The organism is Marinobacter lacisalsi (genome assembly GCF_042651045.1).
Lineage (GTDB): Bacteria > Pseudomonadota > Gammaproteobacteria > Pseudomonadales > Oleiphilaceae > Marinobacter > Marinobacter lacisalsi.
In genome coordinates, this window is record NZ_JBHSDI010000011.1 from 71,651 (window position 1) to 93,062 (window position 21,412).

16 protein-coding genes are annotated in these 21,412 nt (G+C 58.9%); 14 read left to right on the forward strand and 2 right to left on the reverse strand.

From position 1 onward, the window contains the following. Positions 1-206 precede the first annotated feature (206 nt). Positions 207-2,840 carry a type I DNA topoisomerase gene (gene topA, locus ACFOZ5_RS07805; protein WP_379886471.1) on the forward strand — a complete coding sequence of 878 codons (2,634 nt, stop codon included), beginning with the start codon at positions 207-209 and terminating at the stop codon, positions 2,838-2,840. Positions 2,841-3,010: 170 nt separating this feature from the next. Here the strand turns inward: topA and ACFOZ5_RS07810 are convergent, their stop codons facing one another. Both ACFOZ5_RS07810 and gltA read right to left on the reverse strand, forming a co-directional pair. After that, positions 3,011-3,880 carry an NAD(P)-dependent oxidoreductase gene (locus ACFOZ5_RS07810; RefSeq protein ID WP_379886472.1) on the reverse strand — a complete coding sequence of 290 codons (870 nt, stop codon included), beginning with the start codon at positions 3,878-3,880 and terminating at the stop codon, positions 3,011-3,013. Positions 3,881-4,227: 347 nt separating this feature from the next. Continuing rightward, the gene (gene gltA / locus ACFOZ5_RS07815) at positions 4,228-5,502 is read right to left on the reverse strand and encodes a citrate synthase (protein WP_379886473.1); all 1,275 of its coding nucleotides are present in this window, start codon (positions 5,500-5,502) and stop codon (positions 4,228-4,230) included. Positions 5,503-6,013: 511 nt separating this feature from the next. Between gltA and sdhC the strand changes: the two genes are divergently transcribed. From sdhC to rluB, 13 genes are all read left to right on the forward strand, one after another. After that, positions 6,014-6,391: a succinate dehydrogenase, cytochrome b556 subunit gene (sdhC, locus tag ACFOZ5_RS07820; protein WP_379886474.1), complete on the forward strand. Its 378-nt coding sequence runs from the start codon at positions 6,014-6,016 to the stop codon at positions 6,389-6,391. Continuing rightward, a complete protein-coding gene (sdhD, locus tag ACFOZ5_RS07825; RefSeq protein ID WP_379886475.1) occupies positions 6,376-6,729 on the forward strand; it encodes a succinate dehydrogenase, hydrophobic membrane anchor protein in 354 nt (117 codons plus the stop codon). Before sdhC ends, sdhD begins: the two co-directional genes overlap by 16 nt. 3 nt (positions 6,730-6,732) lie before the next feature. Continuing rightward, positions 6,733-8,505 (forward strand): succinate dehydrogenase flavoprotein subunit, encoded by a 1,773-nt coding sequence (sdhA, locus tag ACFOZ5_RS07830; protein ID WP_379886477.1) that lies wholly within the window; start codon positions 6,733-6,735, stop codon positions 8,503-8,505. A gap of 14 nt (positions 8,506-8,519) precedes the next feature. Further along, positions 8,520-9,224, forward strand: a complete 705-nt coding sequence (locus ACFOZ5_RS07835; protein ID WP_379886478.1) for a succinate dehydrogenase iron-sulfur subunit — start codon at positions 8,520-8,522, stop codon at positions 9,222-9,224. A gap of 315 nt (positions 9,225-9,539) precedes the next feature. Beyond that, entirely contained in the window at positions 9,540-12,374 is a 2,835-nt protein-coding gene (locus ACFOZ5_RS07840) for a 2-oxoglutarate dehydrogenase E1 component (RefSeq protein ID WP_379886479.1), read from the forward strand. A 26-nt stretch (positions 12,375-12,400) separates the two neighbouring features. Beyond that, positions 12,401-13,660: a 2-oxoglutarate dehydrogenase complex dihydrolipoyllysine-residue succinyltransferase gene (odhB, locus tag ACFOZ5_RS07845; RefSeq protein WP_379886480.1), complete on the forward strand. Its 1,260-nt coding sequence runs from the start codon at positions 12,401-12,403 to the stop codon at positions 13,658-13,660. A 73-nt stretch (positions 13,661-13,733) separates the two neighbouring features. Next, positions 13,734-15,176: a dihydrolipoyl dehydrogenase gene (gene lpdA, locus ACFOZ5_RS07850; RefSeq protein ID WP_379886481.1), complete on the forward strand. Its 1,443-nt coding sequence runs from the start codon at positions 13,734-13,736 to the stop codon at positions 15,174-15,176. A gap of 238 nt (positions 15,177-15,414) precedes the next feature. Further along, on the forward strand, positions 15,415-16,584 hold the full coding sequence (sucC, locus tag ACFOZ5_RS07855) for an ADP-forming succinate--CoA ligase subunit beta (RefSeq protein WP_379886482.1): 1,170 nt from the start codon (positions 15,415-15,417) through the stop codon (positions 16,582-16,584). After that, the gene (sucD, locus tag ACFOZ5_RS07860) at positions 16,581-17,453 is read left to right on the forward strand and encodes a succinate--CoA ligase subunit alpha (protein WP_379886483.1); all 873 of its coding nucleotides are present in this window, start codon (positions 16,581-16,583) and stop codon (positions 17,451-17,453) included. Before sucC ends, sucD begins: the two co-directional genes overlap by 4 nt. Before the next feature lie 145 nt (positions 17,454-17,598). Next, positions 17,599-18,813: a tryptophan--tRNA ligase gene (locus tag ACFOZ5_RS07865; RefSeq protein WP_379886484.1), complete on the forward strand. Its 1,215-nt coding sequence runs from the start codon at positions 17,599-17,601 to the stop codon at positions 18,811-18,813. Between the two features lie 132 nt (positions 18,814-18,945). Beyond that, on the forward strand, positions 18,946-19,680 hold the full coding sequence (locus tag ACFOZ5_RS07870) for a segregation and condensation protein A (RefSeq protein WP_379886629.1): 735 nt from the start codon (positions 18,946-18,948) through the stop codon (positions 19,678-19,680). Between the two features lies 1 nt (position 19,681). Further along, positions 19,682-20,371, forward strand: coding sequence for an SMC-Scp complex subunit ScpB (scpB, locus tag ACFOZ5_RS07875; RefSeq protein WP_379886485.1), 690 nt, complete (start codon positions 19,682-19,684; stop codon positions 20,369-20,371). An 18-nt stretch (positions 20,372-20,389) separates the two neighbouring features. Next, positions 20,390-21,412: a 23S rRNA pseudouridine(2605) synthase RluB gene (rluB, locus tag ACFOZ5_RS07880; RefSeq protein WP_379886486.1), complete on the forward strand. Its 1,023-nt coding sequence runs from the start codon at positions 20,390-20,392 to the stop codon at positions 21,410-21,412.

Consider the following 21,412-nt stretch of genomic DNA (forward strand, 5'->3'; position numbering starts at 1 on the left):
GTGGCTCCTTTTATGAAAAGGTGCATGGGGTGCTGCGCCACGTTTACCAAAAATCAAAGAATGGGTTGTCTTGAATTTGCTGACACTGTAAAACAGTGCACCTATGCGATCCGGCCAGCCGCCGCAGGCCTTCCAGTTGGCTGATTTTTCTTGCGGTTTGGGGTATGGCTGTTTATTGAACTGTTTCCAGGGGTAATGTCTCTGATATGGGTAAAAGTCTCGTTATCGTCGAGTCGCCAGCCAAAGCGAAGACCATCAACAAGTATCTGGGCAACGACTACATCGTAAAGTCCAGCGTTGGTCATATTCGCGATCTTCCCGTCAGTGGCAGCGGTTCCACGTCCGACCCCAAGGAACGGGCCCGTCAGGCAGCCCAGACCCGCAAGATGGATCCGGAGGAAAAGGCGGCCTACAAGAAGCGCAAGGCCCGGGAGCAGTTGATCGCCCGTATGGGGGTCGACCCGGAGCACGACTGGCAGGCCCGTTACGAGATCCTTCCGGGCAAGGAAAAAGTGGTCAGCGAGCTCAAGCGCCTGGCCAAAAATGCCGACCATGTCTATCTGGCAACGGATCTGGACAGGGAAGGGGAGGCCATTGCCTGGCACCTGCGGGAGACCATAGGCGGGGAATCCGACAAGTATCGCCGCGTGGTCTTTAACGAGATTACCAAGCGTGCCATCCAGGCCGCCTTCGAAGACCCCGGCAGTGTGGATACCAACCGTGTCAACGCCCAGCAGGCCCGTCGATTCCTCGACCGGGTGGTGGGTTATATGGTGTCGCCGCTGCTGTGGTCCAAGGTTGCCCGCGGCCTGTCCGCCGGGCGCGTGCAGTCGGTGGCGGTACGCCTGATTGTGGAGCGGGAAAAGGAAATTCGCAGCTTCGTGCCGGAAGAATACTGGCAGTTGCATGCGGACCTGAAAAAAGGGGCTTCCGCGGTCCGCTTCGAGACGACCCGTTACCAGGACAAGACCTACCGGCCAGAGAACGAAAAGCAGAGCAACGAGCATGTCGCCCGGTTGAAACAGGGTGAGTTCCGTGTTGCCAAGCGGGAAGACAAGCCCACCCGCTCCCGGCCGTCCGCGCCCTTTATTACGTCGACACTGCAGCAGGCGGCAAGTAACCGCATGGGCTTCACCGTGAAGAAGACCATGATGCTGGCCCAGCGCCTGTATGAGGCCGGCTACATCACCTACATGCGGACAGATTCCACCAACCTGAGCCAGGACGCCGTTGCCGGCGCCCGCGCCTATATTGGCAAACAGTTCGGTGACCGATACCTGCCGGATTCGCCCCGGATCTACGGCAGCAAGGAAGGAGCCCAGGAGGCCCACGAAGCCATTCGCCCGACCGAGGTTACGCGAAGGCCTAGTGATATCAGTGGTCTGGAAAAAGATGCCGAGAAACTGTATGAACTCATCTGGCGCCAGTTTATTGCCTGCCAGATGGCCGACGCAGAGTTCCTCAGCACGTCTATCATGGTCGCTAACGGTGACTACGAGCTGCGTACCCGTGGTCGTATCATCAAATTCGAGGGCTTCCTGAAGGCGGCGCCCCAGTCCGCCAAGAAAGACGAGGACGTGGCCCTGCCGGATATCAAGGTGGACGAGGTGCTCGATCTGGCCAGGCTGGACCCCAGCCAGCACTTCACCAAGCCGGCACCGCGCTATACGGAAGCCAGCCTGGTCAAGGAACTGGAAAAGCAGGGCATTGGCCGGCCTTCCACCTACGCTTCGATCATCTCCACCATCCAGGATCGCGGCTATGTGCGACTGCAGAACCGCCGGTTCTATGCGGAAAAGATGGGGGATATCGTCACCGAACGGCTGACGGAGTCTTTCCCCAACCTGATGGACTTCGACTTCACCGCGCGCATGGAAGACGAGCTGGATGAAATTGCCGAAGGGGACGAAGACTGGAAAAAGGTCCTCAACGATTTCTACGCCCGCTTCCGTCAGCAACTGGAGGAAGCCCAGAAATCCGAGGGTGGTATGCGCAGCAATACCCCCACGGAAACCGATATTCCGTGCCCCAGCTGCGGCAGAAACATGCAGATCCGTGTCGCCAGTACCGGTGTCTTCCTGGGTTGCTCGGGCTATTCGTTGCCGCCGAAGGAGCGCTGCAAAACCACCATCAACCTGGTGTCTGGTGACGAAGTGGTCAGCGCCGAAGACGACGTCGAAGGCGAGGGCGAAAGCCGTCTGCTACGAAAGAAACGCCGCTGTCCCAAATGCGGCACGGCCATGGACAGCTATCTGATTGACGAAAAACGCAAGCTGCACATCTGTGGCAACAACCCGGATTGTTCAGGCTACGAGGTGGAAGAGGGCACGTTCCGCATCAAGGGTTATGACGGCCCGACGCTTGAATGCGACAAGTGCGGTTCCGAGATGCAGCTGAAGACAGGACGTTTCGGCAAGTACTTCGGTTGTACCAACACCGAGTGCAAGAATACCCGCAAACTGCTGAAGAGCGGTGAGCCGGCGCCCCCCAAGATGGACCCGGTCCCCATGCCCGAACTGCAGTGCCAGAAGGTGGATGACACCTACGTACTGCGTGACGGGGCCTCCGGTCTCTTCCTGGCGGCCAGCAAGTTCCCCAAGAATCGGGAAACCCGTCCGCCGCTGGTCATGGAGATCAAGCCCCACCGCAAGGAGATCGATCCCAAGTACGATTTCCTGATGGATGCGCCGGAGAAGGACCCTGAGGGCAATCCTACCGTTATCCGCTACAGCCGCAAGACCAAGGAGCAGTACGTCATGTCCGAAAAGGACGGCAAGGCGACAGGCTGGTCAGCGTGGTATGAGAACGGCCGCTGGGTGCCTCGGGACAAGAAGAAATAGGTTTTTTTGCCACGAAATCCACGAAAGAACACGAAACAAAGACGAAGATAGCCACGGACGACACGGACACTCACCGACGAAAATAGAAGACTCTTTCTTTTTGTCCGTGTATGTCCGTGGCAAGATCTCCCGTGGTATTCGGCCTTTTCGTGGATTTCGTGGTTAGAAAATCACTTCGTCCTCAATCGCTTAATCAGCGACGACGTATCCCAGCGCCGTCCCCCCATGTCCTGTACGTCCGCGTAGAACTGGTCCACCAGGGCTGCCACTGGCAGCTTGGCGCCGTTACGGCGGGCTTCCTCCAGGCAGATCGACAGATCCTTTCGCATCCAGTCCACGGCAAAACCATGGTCGAACTCACCGGCAATCATGGTGGCGGAACGGTTTTCCATCTGCCAGGACTGAGCCGCACCTTTTGAAATGACGTCGATGACCTTTGACGCATCCAGGTCTGCCTGCTCGGCGAAGTGAATTGCCTCGGAGAGTCCCTGCACCAGGCCGGCAACGGCAATCTGGTTCACCATCTTGGTTTTCTGCCCGCTACCTGCCGGCCCCATCAGGTTCAGCGCCCTGGCATAAAGGCTCAGGGTCTTGCTGACCCGGGTAAACGCATTATCCTCACCACCACACATAATGGTGAGCTGACCGTTTTCGGCTCCCTGCTGGCCTCCGGACACTGGCGCATCAATGAAATGCTGCCCGGCCGCAGCGGCGGCCTCACCGAGTTGTTCAGCAATGCCCGCCGACGCCGTGGTGTGATCGACGAGCACTGCATCCTTTGGCGCATTGGCGATAATGCCATGTTCCCCAAGGTATACCTCCCGCAGATCCGGATCGGCCCCCACGCAGGTCAATACCACATCGGCGCCGTGGACGGCATCGGCAATGGTGATACAGGCTTCACCGTCGTAGTCATTGGCCCACTGACTGGCTTTCTCGGGGCTGCGGTTCCATACATTGACCGTCAGCCCGGCATTAGCCAGGTGCCCGGCCATGGGGTAGCCCATAACGCCAAGGCCAATAAACGCAATATTTTTCATCCGGATTACTCCCGTTGCCAGGTCAATGTGTCAAGTCGTTGATGATTGCAGAAGCATCCAGCATGTTAAAGTGCGCTGTAGGGCTGAACCAGCTCCCCTAAGGGGGCGGTAATTCCGTGTAGCCCCCTCTCCCTTGACGGGAGAGGGTGGAGGGGCAAGCTCCCGGCTTGGATATCCAGGCACCCTGCGGGTGCTCCCCCTCTCCCTGGCCCTCTCCCTCGAAGGGGAGAGGGGATGTCTGCCGGTAACTCTGTGTGGCCCCTTCTCCCTCCCCCGACCAGAAAAAGAAAGGCCGCTGAGCGAACCCGGCGGCCTTTCAATAGCGTCTGCAATTAAGCGCAGGACTGTTACTTCTTCGGATAATCCCGCTTCTCGGAGCCGGTGTACAGCTGACGGGGACGACCGATGCGGTAGTTGCCGGACACCATCTCGTTCCAGTGGCTGTACCAGCCAATGGTGCGGGACATGGCAAAGATCACCGTAAACATGGAGGTCGGGATGCCAATAGCCTTGAGGATGATGCCGGAATAGAAATCGACATTCGGGTACAGCTTGCGCTCCACGAAGTACTCGTCTTCCAGAGCGATCTTCTCCAGGCGCTGGGCGATCTTGAGCAGCGGATCGTCTTCCAGCCCAAGTTCCTGCAGCACCTCGTGAGCGGTCTCGCGCATAACCTTGGCACGAGGATCGAAGTTCTTGTAGACCCGGTGACCAAAGCCCATGAGACGGAACGGGTCGTCCTTGTCCTTGGCCTTGGCGATAAACTTCTCGATGTTCTTCTCGTCGCCGATCTCCGCCAGCATGTCCAGTACGGCCTCGTTGGCGCCGCCGTGAGCCGGACCCCACAGGGCAGCAATGCCGGAGGCGATACAGGCATAGGGGTTGGCGCCGGTCGAGCCTGCCAGTCGCACAGTGGAGGTGGATGCGTTCTGCTCGTGGTCAGCGTGCAGCAGGAAAATCTTGTCCATGGCCTTGGCCAGGGTGGGGCTCGGCTTGTACGTCTCGCAGGGCACGCCGAACATCATCTGCAGGAAGTTTTCCGCGTAGTCCAGGTCGTTACGCGGATACATGAACGGCTGGCCAATGGAATACTTGTAGCACCAGGCTGCGATGGTCGGCATCTTGGCGATCAGACGATGGGCGGTAATTTCCCGCTGCCGGGGGTCGGTCACGTCCATCTGGTCGTGATAGAAGGCGGACAGGGCGCCCACTACGCCACACATGATTGCCATGGGGTGCGCATCACGGCGGAAACCGTGGAAGAAATTGCGCATCTGGTCATGCAGCATGGTGTGGTTTTTGATGGTGTCGTGGAAACGCTGGTTCTCTTCCGGGGTGGGGAGCTCGCCATTGAGCAGCAGGTAGCACACTTCCAGGTAGTCAGAGCTTTCGGCCAGCTGGTCGATGGGGTAGCCGCGGTGCAGGAGAACGCCCTTGGCGCCATCGATATAGGTGATGGCCGAGTCACAGGCGGCGGTGGAGACGAAGCCCGGATCGTAAGTGAAGACGCCTTCCTGAACGAGGCCGCGAACGTCAATGACGTCTGGGCCGACGGTACCTGAATAAACCGGAAGCTCAATGGATTTGTCACCCACCGAGAGCGTGGCTTTCCTGTCGGTCATGGTGCTCTCCTGTTTTCAGCGTTAGTGGCGCGGGAAGGCGCGTATTATTGGTAAACCGGCGGCAAAATATAGGGTGTTGGCTTTTTTTGTCAATGCGCGGCGAGATAAAAGATACGGATTCTATCCGGGCATGATACCTGATTGTGATCTAAAATGGAGGCGCCCGGAGGTGAAATTCGACGCCTGGTCGGGCCTGCGTCGTGTTGAGGCACAATGAGTATCCGTCTCAAATTGAATTTGTCAATTATCACAATAGCTGAGTGGATGGCCTGTTCTGACAGGGGTTTCCGGGTTTGCCGGTTTGTAATTCCCCGGGGCACTCCTTATAATCCCTAGCCCGGAAACGGGGACATACCATTACGGAACGCCTGCAACGACGTCTGCGGTGATGTTCTCCCTCCTGAATAACCTGTGCGGACACAAAGGCGTGCCGTCACGGTCATCCTTACATACCAACCATCCGCCCCGGCCTGGCCGGAAACGCGGAGTAACGAGAGAGTGTGAGAGCGCTGTGAATAGCAAACGACCAGTTAATCTCGATCTCGGCAAGTTTCATTTTCCGCTGCCTGCCATTACTTCCATTCTGCACCGCATCAGTGGCGTCATCTTATTCGTGGGTGTCGCCTTCCTGCTGTACGGGCTGGACGTTTCCCTCTCCGGGGAAGATGGCTTCAATCGCGTTAATGAACTGCTGAACAGCTTCCTGGCGAAGCTGATCATCTGGGGCATCCTTTCCGCCCTGCTGTATCACCTGGTAGCTGGCATCAAGCACCTGCTGATGGACATGGGCATCGGTGAAGAGCTCAAGAGCGGTCGTCTGGCGGCCAAGCTCACAGTGGTGATTTCAGTCATTCTGATCATTCTCGCGGGGGTATGGGTATGGCAGTAAACAGCGTAACAAATCTCGGCCGTAGCGGCGTTTATGACTGGATGGTCCAGCGCGTCAGTGCCTACGTACTGGCACTTTATACGATATTCCTGCTCGGGTTCATGCTGACCACCGACGTGGACTACGAGGCCTGGGCTGGTCTGTTTGGCCAGACGTGGTTCCGCATCTTCAGTCTCGGCACCCTGATTGCGCTCGGTGGTCACGCATGGGTTGGCTTGTGGACCGTTTCCACCGACTACATCAAGGCGACTCTGCCGAGATTCCTGGTTCAGGCCGTCTGCGGCACCGTTATGTTCGTATATGTGGTCTGGGGCATTCAGATTCTTTGGGGGCTTTAATCGATGGCTAATATCAAGACCATTTCCTACGACGCGATCGTTATTGGTGGCGGTGGCGCAGGCATGCGTGCAGCCCTGCAGCTGACCGAGTCCGGTCTTAACACCGCCTGTATTACCAAGGTTTTTCCGACACGCTCCCACACCGTGTCCGCCCAGGGTGGTATCACCTGCGCCATCGCCAGTGCAGATCCCAACGATGACTGGCGCTGGCATATGTATGACACCGTCAAGGGCTCCGACTACATCGGTGACCAGGACGCCATTGAGTATATGTGCTCCGTCGGCCCCCAGGCCGTTTTCGAGCTGGAGCACATGGGCCTGCCGTTCTCCCGCACCGAGCAGGGACGCATCTACCAGCGTCCGTTCGGCGGTCAGTCCAAGGGGCCGGATAACCCCACTCAGGCAGCGCGCACCTGTGCCGCCGCTGACCGTACCGGTCACGCCCTGCTGCACACCCTCTATCAGGCCAATCTCAAAGGCGGTACCACCTTCCTGAACGAGTGGTATGCCGTCGACCTGGTCAAGAACAGCAAGAACCAGGTGGTTGGCGTGGTTGCCATCGAGATCGAAACCGGTGAAGTGGCCTACATCAAGGCCAAGGCCACGGTTCTGGCTACCGGTGGTGCAGGCCGCATCTACGCCTCTACCACCAATGCCCTGATCAATACCGGCGATGGCGTCGGCATGGCCCTGCGCGCCGGCTTCCCGGTTCAGGACATGGAAATGTGGCAGTTCCACCCGACCGGCATTTATGGTGCTGGAACTCTGGTAACCGAGGGCTGTCGGGGTGAGGGCGGCTACCTGATCAATGCCGAAGGTGAGCGTTTCATGGAGCGCTACGCGCCTAACGCCAAAGACCTGGCCGGTCGTGACGTGGTTGCCCGCTCCATGGTTCTGGAAATTCTCGAGGGTCGTGGCTGTGGCCCTGACAAGGACCACGTACTACTGAAGCTGGACCATCTGGGCGAAGAGACACTTAACCTGCGCTTGCCGGGTATCTGTGAGCTGTCCCGCACCTTCGCTCACGTTGACCCCGTCAAGGAGCCGATTCCGGTGGTACCGACCTGTCACTACATGATGGGCGGCATACCCACCAACGTGGGTGGTCAGGCTCTGTCCCAGGACGAGAACGGCAACGACCAGCCGATTGAAGGCCTGTTTGCCTGTGGTGAAGCAGCCTGTGTATCGGTACACGGTGCCAACCGCCTCGGCGGCAACTCACTGCTGGATCTGGTGGTCTTCGGTCGGGCGGCCGGTCTGCATATCGAGAAGATGATCCGTGACGGCTTTGAGACTGACGCTGCCACCGATGAGGAAATCCAGAAAGCCATGGGCCGCCTGGAGCGCCTGAACAACACCGAAGAAGGTGAGGACGTGGCCAAGGTTCGCAAGGACCTGCAAAGTTGCATGCAGCTTTACTTCGGCGTATTCCGTGACGGTGAGAGCATGGAGAAAGGGCTCAAGCAGCTGGACGAGATTGGCGAGCGTGTACGCAGAACCAAACTGGCCGACCGCAGCGATGCCTTCAATACCGCTCGCATTGAAGCTCTTGAACTCGACAACCTCTATGAGGTTGCTTACGCCACGGCTGTGTCCGCCGTCGAGCGCAAGGAAAGTCGTGGCGCGCACGCCCGTAATGACTTTACCGAGCGTGATGACGAGAACTGGCTGAAGCATTCTGTTTACTTCCCGCTCGAGAAGCGGCTTGGCAAGCGCGATGTGAACTTCGCTCCGAAGACGGTTCCGACGTTCGAGCCAAAGATTCGGACCTATTAAGGGGGAGATGAAAGATGTTGGTAAGCCTTTACCGCTACAACCCGGAAACTGACAACGCCCCTTACATGCAGGATGTTGAGCTTGAGCTCCCGGAAGGCAAGGACCTGATGGTGCTCGACGTGCTTAACCTTCTTAAGGAGCGGGATCCCTCCGTCGCGTATCGTCGCTCCTGTCGTGAGGGTGTCTGCGGTTCCGATGGCATGAACATGAACGGCAAGAACGGTCTCGCCTGTATCACCCCGATGTCCGAGGTGGTCAAGCACGACAAGCTGGTGCTGCGCCCGCTGCCGGGCCTGCCGGTGATTCGTGACCTGGTGGTGGACATGAACCTGTTCTACCAGCAGTACGAAAAGGTGCAGCCCTACCTGATCAACAACAGCCCTGAACCCGCCATCGAGCGGCTGCAAAGCCCTGAGGACCGGGAGAAGCTGGACGGGCTGTACGAGTGCATTCTGTGCGCCTGTTGTTCCACTGCCTGTCCGTCGTTCTGGTGGAACCCGGAGAAGTTCATCGGCCCGGCGGGCCTGCTTCAGGCCTACCGCTTCCTGGCTGACAGCCGTGATACCGCGCAGGCCGAACGTCTGGCGGAGCTGGACGATCCGTTCAGTGTGTTCCGTTGCAGGGGTATCATGAACTGCGTAAGTGTGTGCCCGAAGGGTCTCAACCCGACCCGCGCGATCGGACACATCCGGAACCTGCTGTTGCAGCGGGCCACCTGATCTGCGGTTTTCCGCAAGATCGCTATACTGTTCTGGAGTTGCCAGGCCTTCGGTCTGCGTTCCACCTGGCAGGAAAGCCTTCTACCAAAGGCGCATTGGCAGGTAAGGGCCGGTAAGGCAAGCTATCGAGCCGTCAGGAGTGCCCACAAAGCGCTCCGGCGGCGCGATTTAGTATAAAAACCACCGGGGAACGGAAAACATCCGTGAGTGATATGGTGGCTGCAGTCGATCCGGTAAAAACCCGTATTGACTGAGAAATATCCCTGGCCGACCATTAAAAGCTCCCCCGCACCAGTCCAAGGTGAGCTATTCAAAATGCATGAAAGCATAATGGAGCAGTTATGGCAGACATCCCATCTACAGGGTGGGAATCTTGCCTATGTCGAGCAGCTTTTTGAAACCTACCTGACCGATCCCAATGCCATTCCCGAAGAGTGGCGAAGTTACTTCGACAAGCTGCCGGGCATTGACGGTCATACCCGTGATGTTGCCCACTCCACCATTCGCGAACAGTTCGAGCACATCTCCCGTAACCAGCGCTTCTATAATGGCGCCGGTGTTCCCGCCTCCGCCACCAGTGACGCCGACCGTAAACAGATCCGCGTTCTCCAGATGATCAACGCCTATCGCTTCCGCGGCCACCAGCAGGCCAAGCTGGACCCCCTGGGGGTATGGCAGCGGCCACAGGTCGAGGACCTCGATCCGGCGTTTCACGAATTGTCCGAGGCGGATCGCGATCTCGAGTTCCAGACTGGTTCCCTGAACTTCGGGTCCGAGAAAATGAAACTCGGCGACATCGTCGACGAGCTGCGCAAGACTTACTGCAGCAGTATCGGCGCCGAGTACATGCATGTATTGGACACCCGCATCAAGCGTTGGTTCCAGCAGCGCATGGAGCCGGTACGCTCGAAACCTGCCTACGAACCGAAGACCCGCAAGCACCTCCTTGAACGGCTCACCGCCGCCGAGGGTCTGGAGAAGTACCTGGGTTCACGCTATCCCGGTGTCAAGCGCTTTGGTCTGGAAGGGGGCGAGAGCCTGATCCCCTGTCTTGACGAACTGATCCAGCGTGCCGGTAGCTATGGTGCCAAGGAAATTGTTCTGGGCATGGCCCACCGTGGCCGCCTGAACGTCCTGGTCAACACCCTGGGCAAGAACCCGAAAGAGCTCTTCGATGAGTTCGAGGGCAAGAAAATGGCGGATTCCGGCTCCGGTGACGTCAAGTATCACCAGGGTTTTTCCTCCAATGTGATGACTGAAGGCGGCGAGATTCACCTGGCGCTGGCGTTCAACCCGTCCCACCTGGAGATTGTTTCTCCGGTCGTTGTCGGCTCTGTCAGGGCCCGTCAGACCCGCCGTAATGACACCGATGGCAGCCAGGTGGTGCCCATTATCATGCACGGTGATGCCGCCTTTGCCGGCCAGGGCGTGGTGATGGAAACCTTCCAGATGTCCCAGACACGGGGCTTCGGGGTGGGTGGCACCATTCATCTGGTGATCAACAATCAGGTTGGCTTCACCACCAGCAAGCAGGAAGATGCCCGGTCTACCGAATACTGTACGGATGTGGCCAAGATGGTCCAGGCGCCGATCCTGCACGTCAATGCCGATGATCCCGAGGCGGTCATGTTCGCCACCCAGATGGCCATGGATTATCGCAACGAGTTCAAGGGTGACGTGGTTATCGATCTGGTCTGCTACCGCCGCCGTGGCCACAACGAGGCCGATGAGCCCTCGGCTACCCAACCGGTGATGTACGACAAGATCCGCAAGCTCAAGAGCACCCGCCACCTGTACGCCAGCAAGCTGGTGGAGGAAGGGGTAATCTCCGAGGACGACGCCAAGAAGATGGAAACCGATTATCGGGATGCCCTCGATAACGGTGAACACGTGGTCAAGTCCCTGGTCAAGGAACCCAATACAGAGCTCTACGTGGACTGGACGCCGTATCTGGGTCACGAGTGGACGGCCAAGTGCAAGACCAGCGTTACCCTCAAGAACATCCAGCGCCTGGGCAAGAAGCTGACCTGGGTGCCGGAGGGCTTCGCCATCCAGCGCCAGGTACAGAAGATTGTTGACGATCGCAAGAAGATGACCGCCGGCGCCCTGGGGCTGAACTGGGGCTACGGCGAGATGATGGCTTATGCGTCCCTGCTGGACGAAGGTCATCCGATTCGTATCACCGGCCAGGATGTCGGTCGGGGTACCTTCTCCCACCGTCATGCCGTCCTTCACAATCAGAAGGAAGAGGGGACCTGGACCTCGCTGGCGAACCTGTCCGACAAGCAACCGAAGTTCGAGATCTACGACTCACTGCTCTCGGAAGAGGCGGTGATGGCTTTCGAATACGGCTTTGCCACCACTACGCCCGCCACCCTGGTGGTCTGGGAAGCCCAGTTTGGTGACTTCTCCAACGGCGCCCAGGTGGTCATTGACCAGTTCCTGACCAGTGGTGAGCACAAGTGGGGCCGTCTGTGTGGCCTGACGCTGCTGCTGCCCCATGGCTACGAAGGGCAAGGCCCGGAGCATTCCTCCGCGCGACTGGAGCGCTTCCTGCAGCTGTCAGCTGAACACAACATCCAGGTTTGCGTACCTACCACGCCATCGCAGGTTTTCCACATGCTGCGTCGGCAAGTGAAGCGGCCCCTGCGAAAGCCGCTGGTGGCGATTACACCCAAGAGTCTGCTGCGCCACAAGGAAGCTACTTCGGACCTGGAAGACCTGACCACCGGTACCTTCCAGACCGTATTGCCGGAAAAGGAGCCGTCGGATCCGAAAAAGGTTACCCGGCTGATCCTCTGCAGCGGCAAGGTGTACTACGATCTGCTTGAGAAGAAAAAGGCCGATGGTCGCGACGACACGGTTATCTTCCGCATCGAGCAGCTGTATCCGTTTCCTGGTGATGATCTGGACGAGCTGCTGGCACCCTACACCAAACTCAAGAAAGCGGTGTGGTGTCAGGAAGAGCCCATGAACCAGGGCGCATGGTATTGCAGCCAGCACCACATGCGGGCAGCGCTTGCGCGGCTCAACCCGAAGCTCTATCTGGACTATGCTGGCCGTGATGCCTCTGCCGCTCCGGCCGCCGGTTATATGTCCGTACACGTCGAGCAGCAGAAAAAGCTGGTGAATGACGCCTTTGAACTGTGACCAGTTACCGAACGTAAGGATTTGAAATGTCAACAGAAATAAAAGCCCCTGTTTTCCCGGAGTCGGTCGCTGAAGGTACCGTCGCGACCTGGCACAAGAAGCCTGGTGAAGCCTGTGAACGCGACGAACTGATTGTCGATATCGAAACCGACAAGGTGGTCCTGGAAGTCGTAGCGCCGGCCGACGGTGTTATCGAGGAGATCGTCAAGGATGAGGGCGACACCGTTGAAAGCGGTGAGGTAATCGGCAAGTTCAAGGCTGGTGCCGCAGGCGAGAGCAAGTCCGACGAGGGCGGCGACTCGGGCAAGGAAGAGAAGAGCGAGGAGCCCGAGGCAAAATCCGGGGAGCCAGCGCCTTCCGATACCGGCAGCTCCGCTGCGTCCGGTGACGCTATCCTGAGCCCGGCGGCCCGCAAACTGGCCGAGGAAAACAACGTTGATCCGGACGCCGTCAAGGGTACCGGCAAGGGCGGCCGCGTTACCAAGGAAGACGTGCAGGCCCATGTTGATGGCGCCAAGTCCTCCGCTGGCAGCCAGGCCGCTTCTGAGCCGGCAGCCGCGCCGGCTGCGGATGTACCTGCGGGCGAACGCGTCGAAAAGCGTGTTCCCATGACCCGTCTGCGGGCCAGCATCGCCAAGCGCCTGGTTCAGGCCCAGACCGATGCCGCCATGCTCACCACCTTCAACGAAGTAAACATGAAGCCGGTGATGGAGCTGCGCAAGGAATACAAGGAAGCCTTCGAGAAGCGTCACGGCATCAAGCTGGGCTTCATGTCATTCTTTGCCAAGGCGGCCACTGAAGCCCTCAAGCGTTTCCCGGCGGTGAATGCCTCCATCGACGGCAACGATATGGTTTATCATGGCTACCAGGATATCGGCGTGGCTGTATCCACTGACCGTGGTCTGGTGGTTCCCGTGATCCGCGATGTGGATGCCCTGGGTCTGGCGGATATCGAGAAAAAGATTGTTGAGTACGGCCAGAAGGCAAAAGGCGGTAAGCTGGGCATTGACGAGATGACCGGTGGCACCTTCACCATCACCAACGGAGGCATCTTCGGGTCGCTGATTTCCACACCGATCCTGAACCCGCCACAAACCGCGATCCTGGGCATGCACAAGATCCAGGAGCGCCCCATGGCGGTGAATGGTCAGGTTGAGATCCTGCCAATGATGTACCTGGCGCTGTCCTATGACCATCGTATGATCGATGGCAAGGAGGCGGTGCAGTTCCTCGTGGCCATCAAGGAAATGATCGAGGACCCGACCCGCATCCTGCTGGACGTCTGAACCTCGCAAACCCATTCCGGAGCCCCGGGGGCAACCAACCTGCCGGGGCTTCCGCCAGATAACGGGATAGAACATGTCTGACAAGTACGATGTTATCGTCATCGGCGCCGGCCCCGGCGGCTATGTTGCAGCCATCAAGGCCGCTCAGCTGGGGTTGAAGACCGCCTGTGTGGAGTCGTGGACGTCCAGTGACGGCAAACAACAGGTACTTGGGGGTACCTGCCTGAATATTGGTTGTATTCCCTCCAAGGCGCTGCTGGAAATTTCCCATAAATATGAGGAAGCGCAGCACGGCTATGCCGATCAGGGGATTGAGCTCAAGGACCTGAACATCAATATCGGCAAGATGATGGAGCGCAAGGACGGTATCGTCCAGCAGCTCACCGGCGGTATTGCCGGTTTGTTCAAGACCAATGGCGTCACCGCCATACATGGTCATGGCAAGCTGCTGGCCAACAGGCAGGTGGAAGTCACCGACAAGGATGGCAACAGCAAGGTCTATGAGGCTGAGAACGTCATCCTGGCCAGTGGCTCAAAGCCCATCGAGATTCCGCCGGCTCCCTTCGACGGCGACCACATCGTGGATTCCGAGGGCGCCCTGGAGTTTGATCAGGTACCCAAGCGTCTCGGCGTCATTGGCGCCGGCGTTATCGGCCTTGAGCTGGGCAGTGTCTGGGCTCGTCTTGGCTCCGAGGTTACCGTACTGGAGGCCATGGATTCATTTCTGCCGGCGGTGGATCAGCAGGTGGCCAAGGACGCCCTCAAGCATTTCAAGAAGCAGGGCCTGGACATCAAGCTCGGTACCCGCATGACCAAGGCGGAAGTGAAGCGCAAGCTGGTCTACGTGGACTACGAGGACGGCAAGGACAAGGAGCAGGTCAAGTTCGACAAGCTGATTGTTGCCGTGGGGCGTCGACCCAATACCGAGAACCTGTTGGCTGCGGACGCCGGTGTTAACCTGGATGAGCGCGGTTTCATCTACGTGGATGACAACTGCAAGACCGACGTTCCCGGCGTATGGGCCGTTGGTGACGTGGTGCGGGGCCCGATGCTGGCCCACAAGGCCTCGGAAGAGGGCATCATGGTTGCCGAACGTATTGCCGGCCACAAGCCCCAGGTCAACTACGACTGTATTCCCAACGTTATCTATACCTCGCCGGAAGTGGCCTGGGTAGGCAAGACCGAGGAGCAGCTCAAGTCCGAGGGCGAGGCCTACAAGGTGGGAACCTTCCCGTTTGCCGCGAACGGCCGGGCTATGGCCGCCAACTCGACCGGCGGCATGGTGAAGATCATTGCCGACGAGAAGACCGACCGGATACTGGGCTTCCACGTGGTGGGTCCCCAGGCATCCGAGATCGTGGCTCAGGGTGTCATCGCCATGGAATTCGGCTCCAGTGCCGAAGATCTGGCGCTTACCTGCTTCGCACACCCGACCCTGTCGGAATCTGTGCATGAGGCGGCCCTGGGCGTTGACGGTGGTGCCATTCACAAGGCCAACCGTCGCAAGAAGAAATAACGCTGACGCTTCGGGCAGGGTTGGCAATGGCGCCGGCCCCTTTCGGTGAAAACACACCGTCCCCGAAGCGGCGTTTAGGCACGCTGAGGCGATCCCCGGCGGGCCGTAGCGAATTCGCGTGATGGAGCGCATCGGAGTCAGGCTGCAGGCGTATTGCGCAGGCCTGTTTCCGATGGGTTCTGGCGGGTTCATTTCCGTATATGTGGTTATCCTCCATCAAGAAGCGGGACACTAGACTATGAATTTGCACGAATATCAGGCCAAGCAGCTATTCGCTGAATACGGCCTGCCCGTATCCAAGGGCTATGCCTGTGATACTCCTGAAGAAGCCGTCGCTGCGGCGGACAAGATCGGTGGTGATGCCTGGGTAGTAAAGGCCCAGGTTCACGCTGGTGGTCGCGGTAAGGCCGGTGGCGTCAAGCTGGTCAAGAGCAAGGACGAGATCAAGGCATTTGCCGAGCAGTGGCTGGGCAAGAACCTGGTGACCTTCCAGACTGACGAGAAAGGCCAGCCGGTTGCCAAGATTCTGGTTGAGTCGCTGACCGATATCGATCAGGAACTGTATCTGGGTGCGGTGGTTGACCGTGGTACCCGCCGTATCGTGTTCATGGCTTCCACCGAAGGTGGGGTTGAGATTGAGACGGTAGCCGAGGAAACCCCCGAGAAGATCCTCAAGGCCGAGATCGACCCGCTGGTCGGTGCACAGCCGTACCAGGGCCGTGAACTGGCATTCAAGCTGGGCCTGAAAGGACCGCAGATCGGTCAGTTTGCCAAGATCTTCGTGGGTCTGGCCAAGCTGTTCGAAGACAAGGACCTGGCCCTGCTGGAAATCAACCCTCTGGTCATCACCAACGAGGGCAACCTGCACTGCCTGGACGCCAAGATCGGCGTGGACGGCAACGCCCTGTATCGCCAGAAGCAGATCCAGGAGATGCACGACCCCTCCCAGGAAGACGCCCGCGAAGCGGAAGCGGCCAGCTGGGAACTGAACTACGTGGCCCTGGATGGCAACATCGGTTGCATGGTCAACGGCGCTGGTCTGGCCATGGGCACCATGGACATTATCAAGCTGTCCGGCGGCCAGCCGGCGAACTTCCTGGACGTGGGCGGCGGTGCCACCAAAGAGCGCGTCTCCGAAGCGTTCAAGATCATCCTGTCTGATGACAATGTCAAAGCGGTACTGGTCAACATCTTTGGCGGTATCGTGCGCTGTGACATGATCGCCGAGGGCATCATCGGTGCCGTGAAGGAAGTGGGTGTAAAAGTTCCTGTGGTGGTACGCCTCGAAGGCAATAATGCCGAACTGGGTACCAAGGTGCTCGAAGAGAGTGGCCTCAACATCATCGCCGCAACCAGCCTGTCCAATGCTGCAGAGCAGGTCGTTACAGCCGCAGGGGGTAAATCATGAGCATCCTGATCAACAAAGACACCAAGGTTATCTGTCAGGGCTTTACCGGTGCCCAGGGTACCTTCCACTCCGAGCAGGCTCTTGACTATGGCACCAAGCTGGTTGGTGGCGTAAGCCCCGGCAAGGGCGGAACCGAACACCTGGGCCTGCCGGTATTCAATACGGTGCGTGAGGCTGTCGAGCAGACCGGCGCCGAGGCAACTGTGATCTATGTGCCGGCGCCGTTCTGTAAGGATGCCATCATCGAAGCGGCCGACGCTGGCATCCAGCTGATTGTCTGCATCACCGAAGGTATTCCGACCATCGACATGCTCTACGCCAAGGAATATGTCGACAAGAAGGGCGCCCGCATGATCGGCCCGAACTGCCCCGGCGTGATCACTCCGGATGAGTGCAAGATCGGTATCATGCCCGGTCATATCCACCAGAAGGGCAAGGTGGGCATTGTCTCCCGTTCCGGCACCCTGACGTACGAAGCGGTCAAGCAGACCACCGACTTCGGCTATGGTCAGTCCACGTGCGTGGGCATTGGTGGTGACCCGATCCCGGGCTCCAGCTTCATCGATATCCTGAAGCTGTTGCAGGAAGACCCGGAAACCGAGGCCATCGTTATGATCGGTGAGATCGGTGGTACCGCCGAAGAGGAGGCCGCTGCCTTCATCAAGGACAACGTGACCAAGCCGGTGGTGTCCTACATCGCCGGTGTTACCGCGCCTCCGGGCAAGCGGATGGGTCATGCCGGCGCCATCATCTCCGGTGGCAAGGGTACTGCCGACGAGAAGTTCGCCGCCCTGCAGGACGCCGGTGTGAAAACCGTGCGCAGCCTGGCCGAGATCGGCAAGGCCCTGAAGGAAGTGACTGGCTGGTAAGCCGAAAGGCACAACCGTCAAGTCTGGATCCCCCGCCCGGTGTGACCGGTGCGGGGGTTTTGCGTTTCTGGATGGGGATCTCTGTCATCCCCGCGCGGACTGATTTATCATGTCCGGTCAATTGTGACCATAAGGAGTTCATGCTTTGGGTTCTGTTGATTCCCAGCAACGGGTGCTGTCCGGTATGCGGCCCACCGGACGCCTGCATCTGGGGCACTACCACGGTGTACTCAAAAACTGGGTGAAGCTACAGCATGAATTCGAGTGCTTTTTTTTCGTGGCGGACTGGCATGCCCTGACCACAAGCTACGATGACCCGTCCCAGATCCGTGAGAACGTCTGGGAGATGATCATCGACTGGTTGGCGGCGGGGGTAAACCCCGGGTCGTCCACGCTGTTTATCCAGTCCTCCGTACCGGAGCATGCCGAGCTTCACCTCCTGTTATCCATGATTACGCCCCTTGGGTGGCTTGAAAGAGCGCCCACCTACAAGGATCAACAGGACAAATTACGTGAAAAAGATCTCGCAACATACGGATTTCTCGGGTATCCGCTTCTCCAGAGTGCCGATATCCTGCTGTACCGGGCCGGCAAGGTTCCGGTAGGGGCCGATCAGGTGTCCCATGTGGAGATCACCCGGGAAATTGCCCGACGGTTCAATCACCTTTATGGGCGGGAGCCCGGTTTCGAGGAGCAGGCGGAAGGTGCCATCGTCAAGATGGGCAAGAAAAATGCGCGTCTGTATCGCTCCCTCAAGCGTCGCTATCAGGAGGAGGGTGACCAGGAAGCGCTGGAAACCGCGCGTGCACTGCTCCGCGAGCAACAGAATATCTCCCTCGGGGACAGGGAGCGTCTCTACGGTTATATTGAGGGCGGCGGTAAGGTGTTGCTGCCCGAGCCTCAGGCGCTGTTGACGGATACGTCGAAAATGCCCGGGCTTGATGGACAGAAGATGTCCAAGTCCTATGGCAATGACATCGGTCTGCGGGAATCACCGGATTCGGTGGCAAAGAAAATCCGCACCATGCCCACGGACCCCCAGAGGGTGCGTCGTACGGACCCGGGTGAGCCAGAGAAGTGCCCGGTGTGGGAGTTCCACAAGGCCTATACAGATGAGCAGACCCGGGAGTGGGTCCAGAATGGGTGCCGCAACGCCGGTATCGGTTGCCTGGACTGTAAGAAGCCGGTGATCGAGGCCATCGTGGAGGAGCAGCGGCCGCTGCATGAACGGGCCAGGGAATACGAGAACAACCCGGACCTGATCCAGGCGATTATTGAAGAAGGTGCCGACCGGGCCCGTGATGCCGCCAGGGACACTCTCGAGGAGGTACGTGAGGCGATGGGAGTAGTGTACCGGTGATGGAGCCCAAGGGGGTGACAGGTGACTGAAGAGGTGACCGGTTCCGATAACGTACAGGATACGCCTGCAATCCCTGAGGCTGAGCAGGAACAGGAACCTGTTGCCCGGGTAGAAGGCAAACCCTTGTCGGATATGCCCCGGGACCTCTATATCCCCCCGGATGCACTGGCGGTATTTCTGGAAGCCTTCGAGGGACCGCTGGATTTGCTGCTGTATCTGATACGCAAGCAGAACATGAATATCCTGGATATCGATGTCAGCGAGATCACCCGCCAGTACATGGAATATATCAGTGCCGTTGAAGCCATGCGTTTTGAACTGGCGGCGGAATACCTGGTAATGGCCGCGACCCTGGCCGAGATCAAGTCGCGGATGCTGCTGCCACGCCAGGAGGTGGAAGATGAGGAGGAAGTTGACCCCAGGGCGGAACTGATCCGTCGTCTGCAACAATACGAGCGCTTCAAGAAGGCTGCGGAGGATGTCGACAGCCTGCCCCGCGTCGAGCGGGATACCTTTGTCAGTTCCGCCAAACTACCGGAGTTGTCCCGGGGCGATACCCATCCACCGGTGGAGCTCCGCGACATGCTGCTGGCCCTGCAGGGGGTGCTGCATCGTGCGGATCTTTTCACCAGTCACCATGTGGAAAAGGAACGGCTCTCCACCCGTGAGCGGATGTCCGCCATCCTTGCGAGTCTGCCGGCTGATCGGTTTGCGACCTTCGAGAGCCTGTTTACCCGCGAGGAGGGGCGGCTTGGTGTGGTGGTCACGTTCCTGGCCATGCTGGAACTGGTCAAGGAAGAATTGATCGAGATTGTCCAGGCGGAAACCCTGGGTGCCATTCATGTCCGGGCGCGAACCAGTAACTGAGATGAACGAAGAAAACCTCAAGCGAGTGCAGAATATTGTTGAAGCCGCGCTGCTGTCGGCGGGCCGCCCCCTGAGCATCGATCAGCTCCGTGAGCTGTTCGAGGAGCACGAACGGCCTGCCCGCCAGGTGATGGAACATGTGCTGATGCTGCTGGACGAAGCCTGCATCGGCCGAGGCTTTGAGCTGCGCAAGGTGGCCAGTGGCTATCGCTTCCAGGTTCGTCAGGAGTACGCTACCTGGGTGGGTCGCCTGTTCGAGGAAAAGCCTCAGCGTTACTCCCGGGCACTACTGGAAACCCTGGCGTTGATTGCCTACCGCCAGCCCATCACCCGTGGCGAGATTGAGGACATACGGGGTGTTACGGTAAGCAGCAATATTATCCGTACGCTGCAGGAGCGAGAATGGGTACGAATAGTCGGGCACAAGGACGTACCAGGGCGTCCGGCCATGTATGCCACCACCCGTCAGTTTCTTGACTACTTTAATCTGGCCAGTCTTGAACAGCTGCCACCGCTGGCCGAGATTCGGGACCTGGAGGAGATCGGACGGGAGATCGAGCAGGACATACAGGCCGAAATCGAGTTTGAGCCAACGGCAGCCGCCCCTGAAGACAACGGGGAGTCAGCTCCGGCGCCGTCTCAGGATAAGGGTTCCGGCGATTCGTCGGACAGCAACACCACACTTCATTAATCCAGTAAGGATCATTCCATGGCGTCGCAACGCCCCCCCAAGACGTCCAGGCAGGGCACATCAGTCTCTGAAGAACAGCCTGAGCGTCTGCAGAAACTTTTGTCCCGTGCTGGTGTCGGTTCCCGCCGGGAAGTTGATGCCTGGATCCAGGACGGTCGGGTCATGGTCAACGGAACAGTGGCCCAACCCGGCGACCGTGCCCTGGCCAGCGATCGCATTACCGTTGATGGCAAGCCTGTTGAAAGCCGGTCCGCTGGTGCCGTGGTCCGCCGGGTACTGGTCTACAACAAACCGGAAGGGGAAGTGACCACCCGTCACGATCCCGAAGGCCGGCCCACGGTCTTTGACAGCCTGCCCCGTCTGAAGGACCAGCGCTGGATTGGTGTGGGCCGGCTGGATATCAATACCACCGGGCTGATGCTCTTCACCACCGACGGCGAACTGGCCAACCGGCTCATGCACCCCTCCAGTGAAATTGATCGGGAATACGCTGTGCGCATTTTTGGCACGGTAGACGATGAGATGATCAAGAGGCTGCGGGAAGGCGTGTTACTGGAGGATGGCGTAGCGTCCTTTTCCGACATCTCCCCTGCCGGTGGCAAGGGCCAGAACCAGTGGTTCCATGTCACGCTGATGGAAGGGCGTAACCGGGAAGTGCGTCGCCTGTGGGAGTCCCAGGGCGTGCGGGTCAGTCGCCTCAAGCGGGTTCGGTACGGACCGATATTTCTCCCCAGCCGGCTAAGCGTCGGGCGTTGGGAGGAACTGGATCAGAAGGGCCTGGATAACCTAAGCACGGCGGTCGGGCTGCCGCTTTCACAACTTCCGGACAAGACCCCTGGCGAGCAGGCGGAACATGAACGCCGTCGACGCAAGGCGCCGTCAAAAGGCAACAAGAAACCGGTGGGTGGTCGCTGGCAGGTATCGGATCAGGCAGCGCCCAAGGCCACCGGCGCGCGTCGGCCTGCACGCAGCCCCGCGCCTGAGAAACCCTCTGGTGGCAGGAAGAAGGGTGGCGGGGCGGCGACCGGGCGCTCCCGATAA

What these genes read in the sequence shown, in the direction of transcription:
- lpdA (WP_379886481.1), top strand. Translation starts at nt 13,734, where the DNA reads ATGTCTGACAAGTACGATGTTATCGTCATCGGCGCCGGCCCCGGCGGC.
- ACFOZ5_RS07870 (WP_379886629.1), top strand. Translation starts at nt 18,946, where the DNA reads ATGCCCCGGGACCTCTATATCCCCCCGGATGCACTGGCGGTATTTCTG.
- sucD (WP_379886483.1), top strand. Translation starts at nt 16,581, where the DNA reads ATGAGCATCCTGATCAACAAAGACACCAAGGTTATCTGTCAGGGCTTT.
- topA (WP_379886471.1), top strand. Translation starts at nt 207, where the DNA reads ATGGGTAAAAGTCTCGTTATCGTCGAGTCGCCAGCCAAAGCGAAGACC.
- sucC (WP_379886482.1), top strand. Translation starts at nt 15,415, where the DNA reads ATGAATTTGCACGAATATCAGGCCAAGCAGCTATTCGCTGAATACGGC.
- sdhD (WP_379886475.1), top strand. Translation starts at nt 6,376, where the DNA reads ATGGGTATGGCAGTAAACAGCGTAACAAATCTCGGCCGTAGCGGCGTT.
- ACFOZ5_RS07810 (WP_379886472.1), bottom strand. Translation starts at nt 3,880, where the DNA reads ATGAAAAATATTGCGTTTATTGGCCTTGGCGTTATGGGCTACCCCATG.
- odhB (WP_379886480.1), top strand. Translation starts at nt 12,401, where the DNA reads ATGTCAACAGAAATAAAAGCCCCTGTTTTCCCGGAGTCGGTCGCTGAA.
- rluB (WP_379886486.1), top strand. Translation starts at nt 20,390, where the DNA reads ATGGCGTCGCAACGCCCCCCCAAGACGTCCAGGCAGGGCACATCAGTC.
- gltA (WP_379886473.1), bottom strand. Translation starts at nt 5,502, where the DNA reads ATGACCGACAGGAAAGCCACGCTCTCGGTGGGTGACAAATCCATTGAG.
- ACFOZ5_RS07835 (WP_379886478.1), top strand. Translation starts at nt 8,520, where the DNA reads ATGTTGGTAAGCCTTTACCGCTACAACCCGGAAACTGACAACGCCCCT.
- ACFOZ5_RS07840 (WP_379886479.1), top strand. Translation starts at nt 9,540, where the DNA reads ATGCATGAAAGCATAATGGAGCAGTTATGGCAGACATCCCATCTACAG.
- scpB (WP_379886485.1), top strand. Translation starts at nt 19,682, where the DNA reads ATGAACGAAGAAAACCTCAAGCGAGTGCAGAATATTGTTGAAGCCGCG.
- sdhA (WP_379886477.1), top strand. Translation starts at nt 6,733, where the DNA reads ATGGCTAATATCAAGACCATTTCCTACGACGCGATCGTTATTGGTGGC.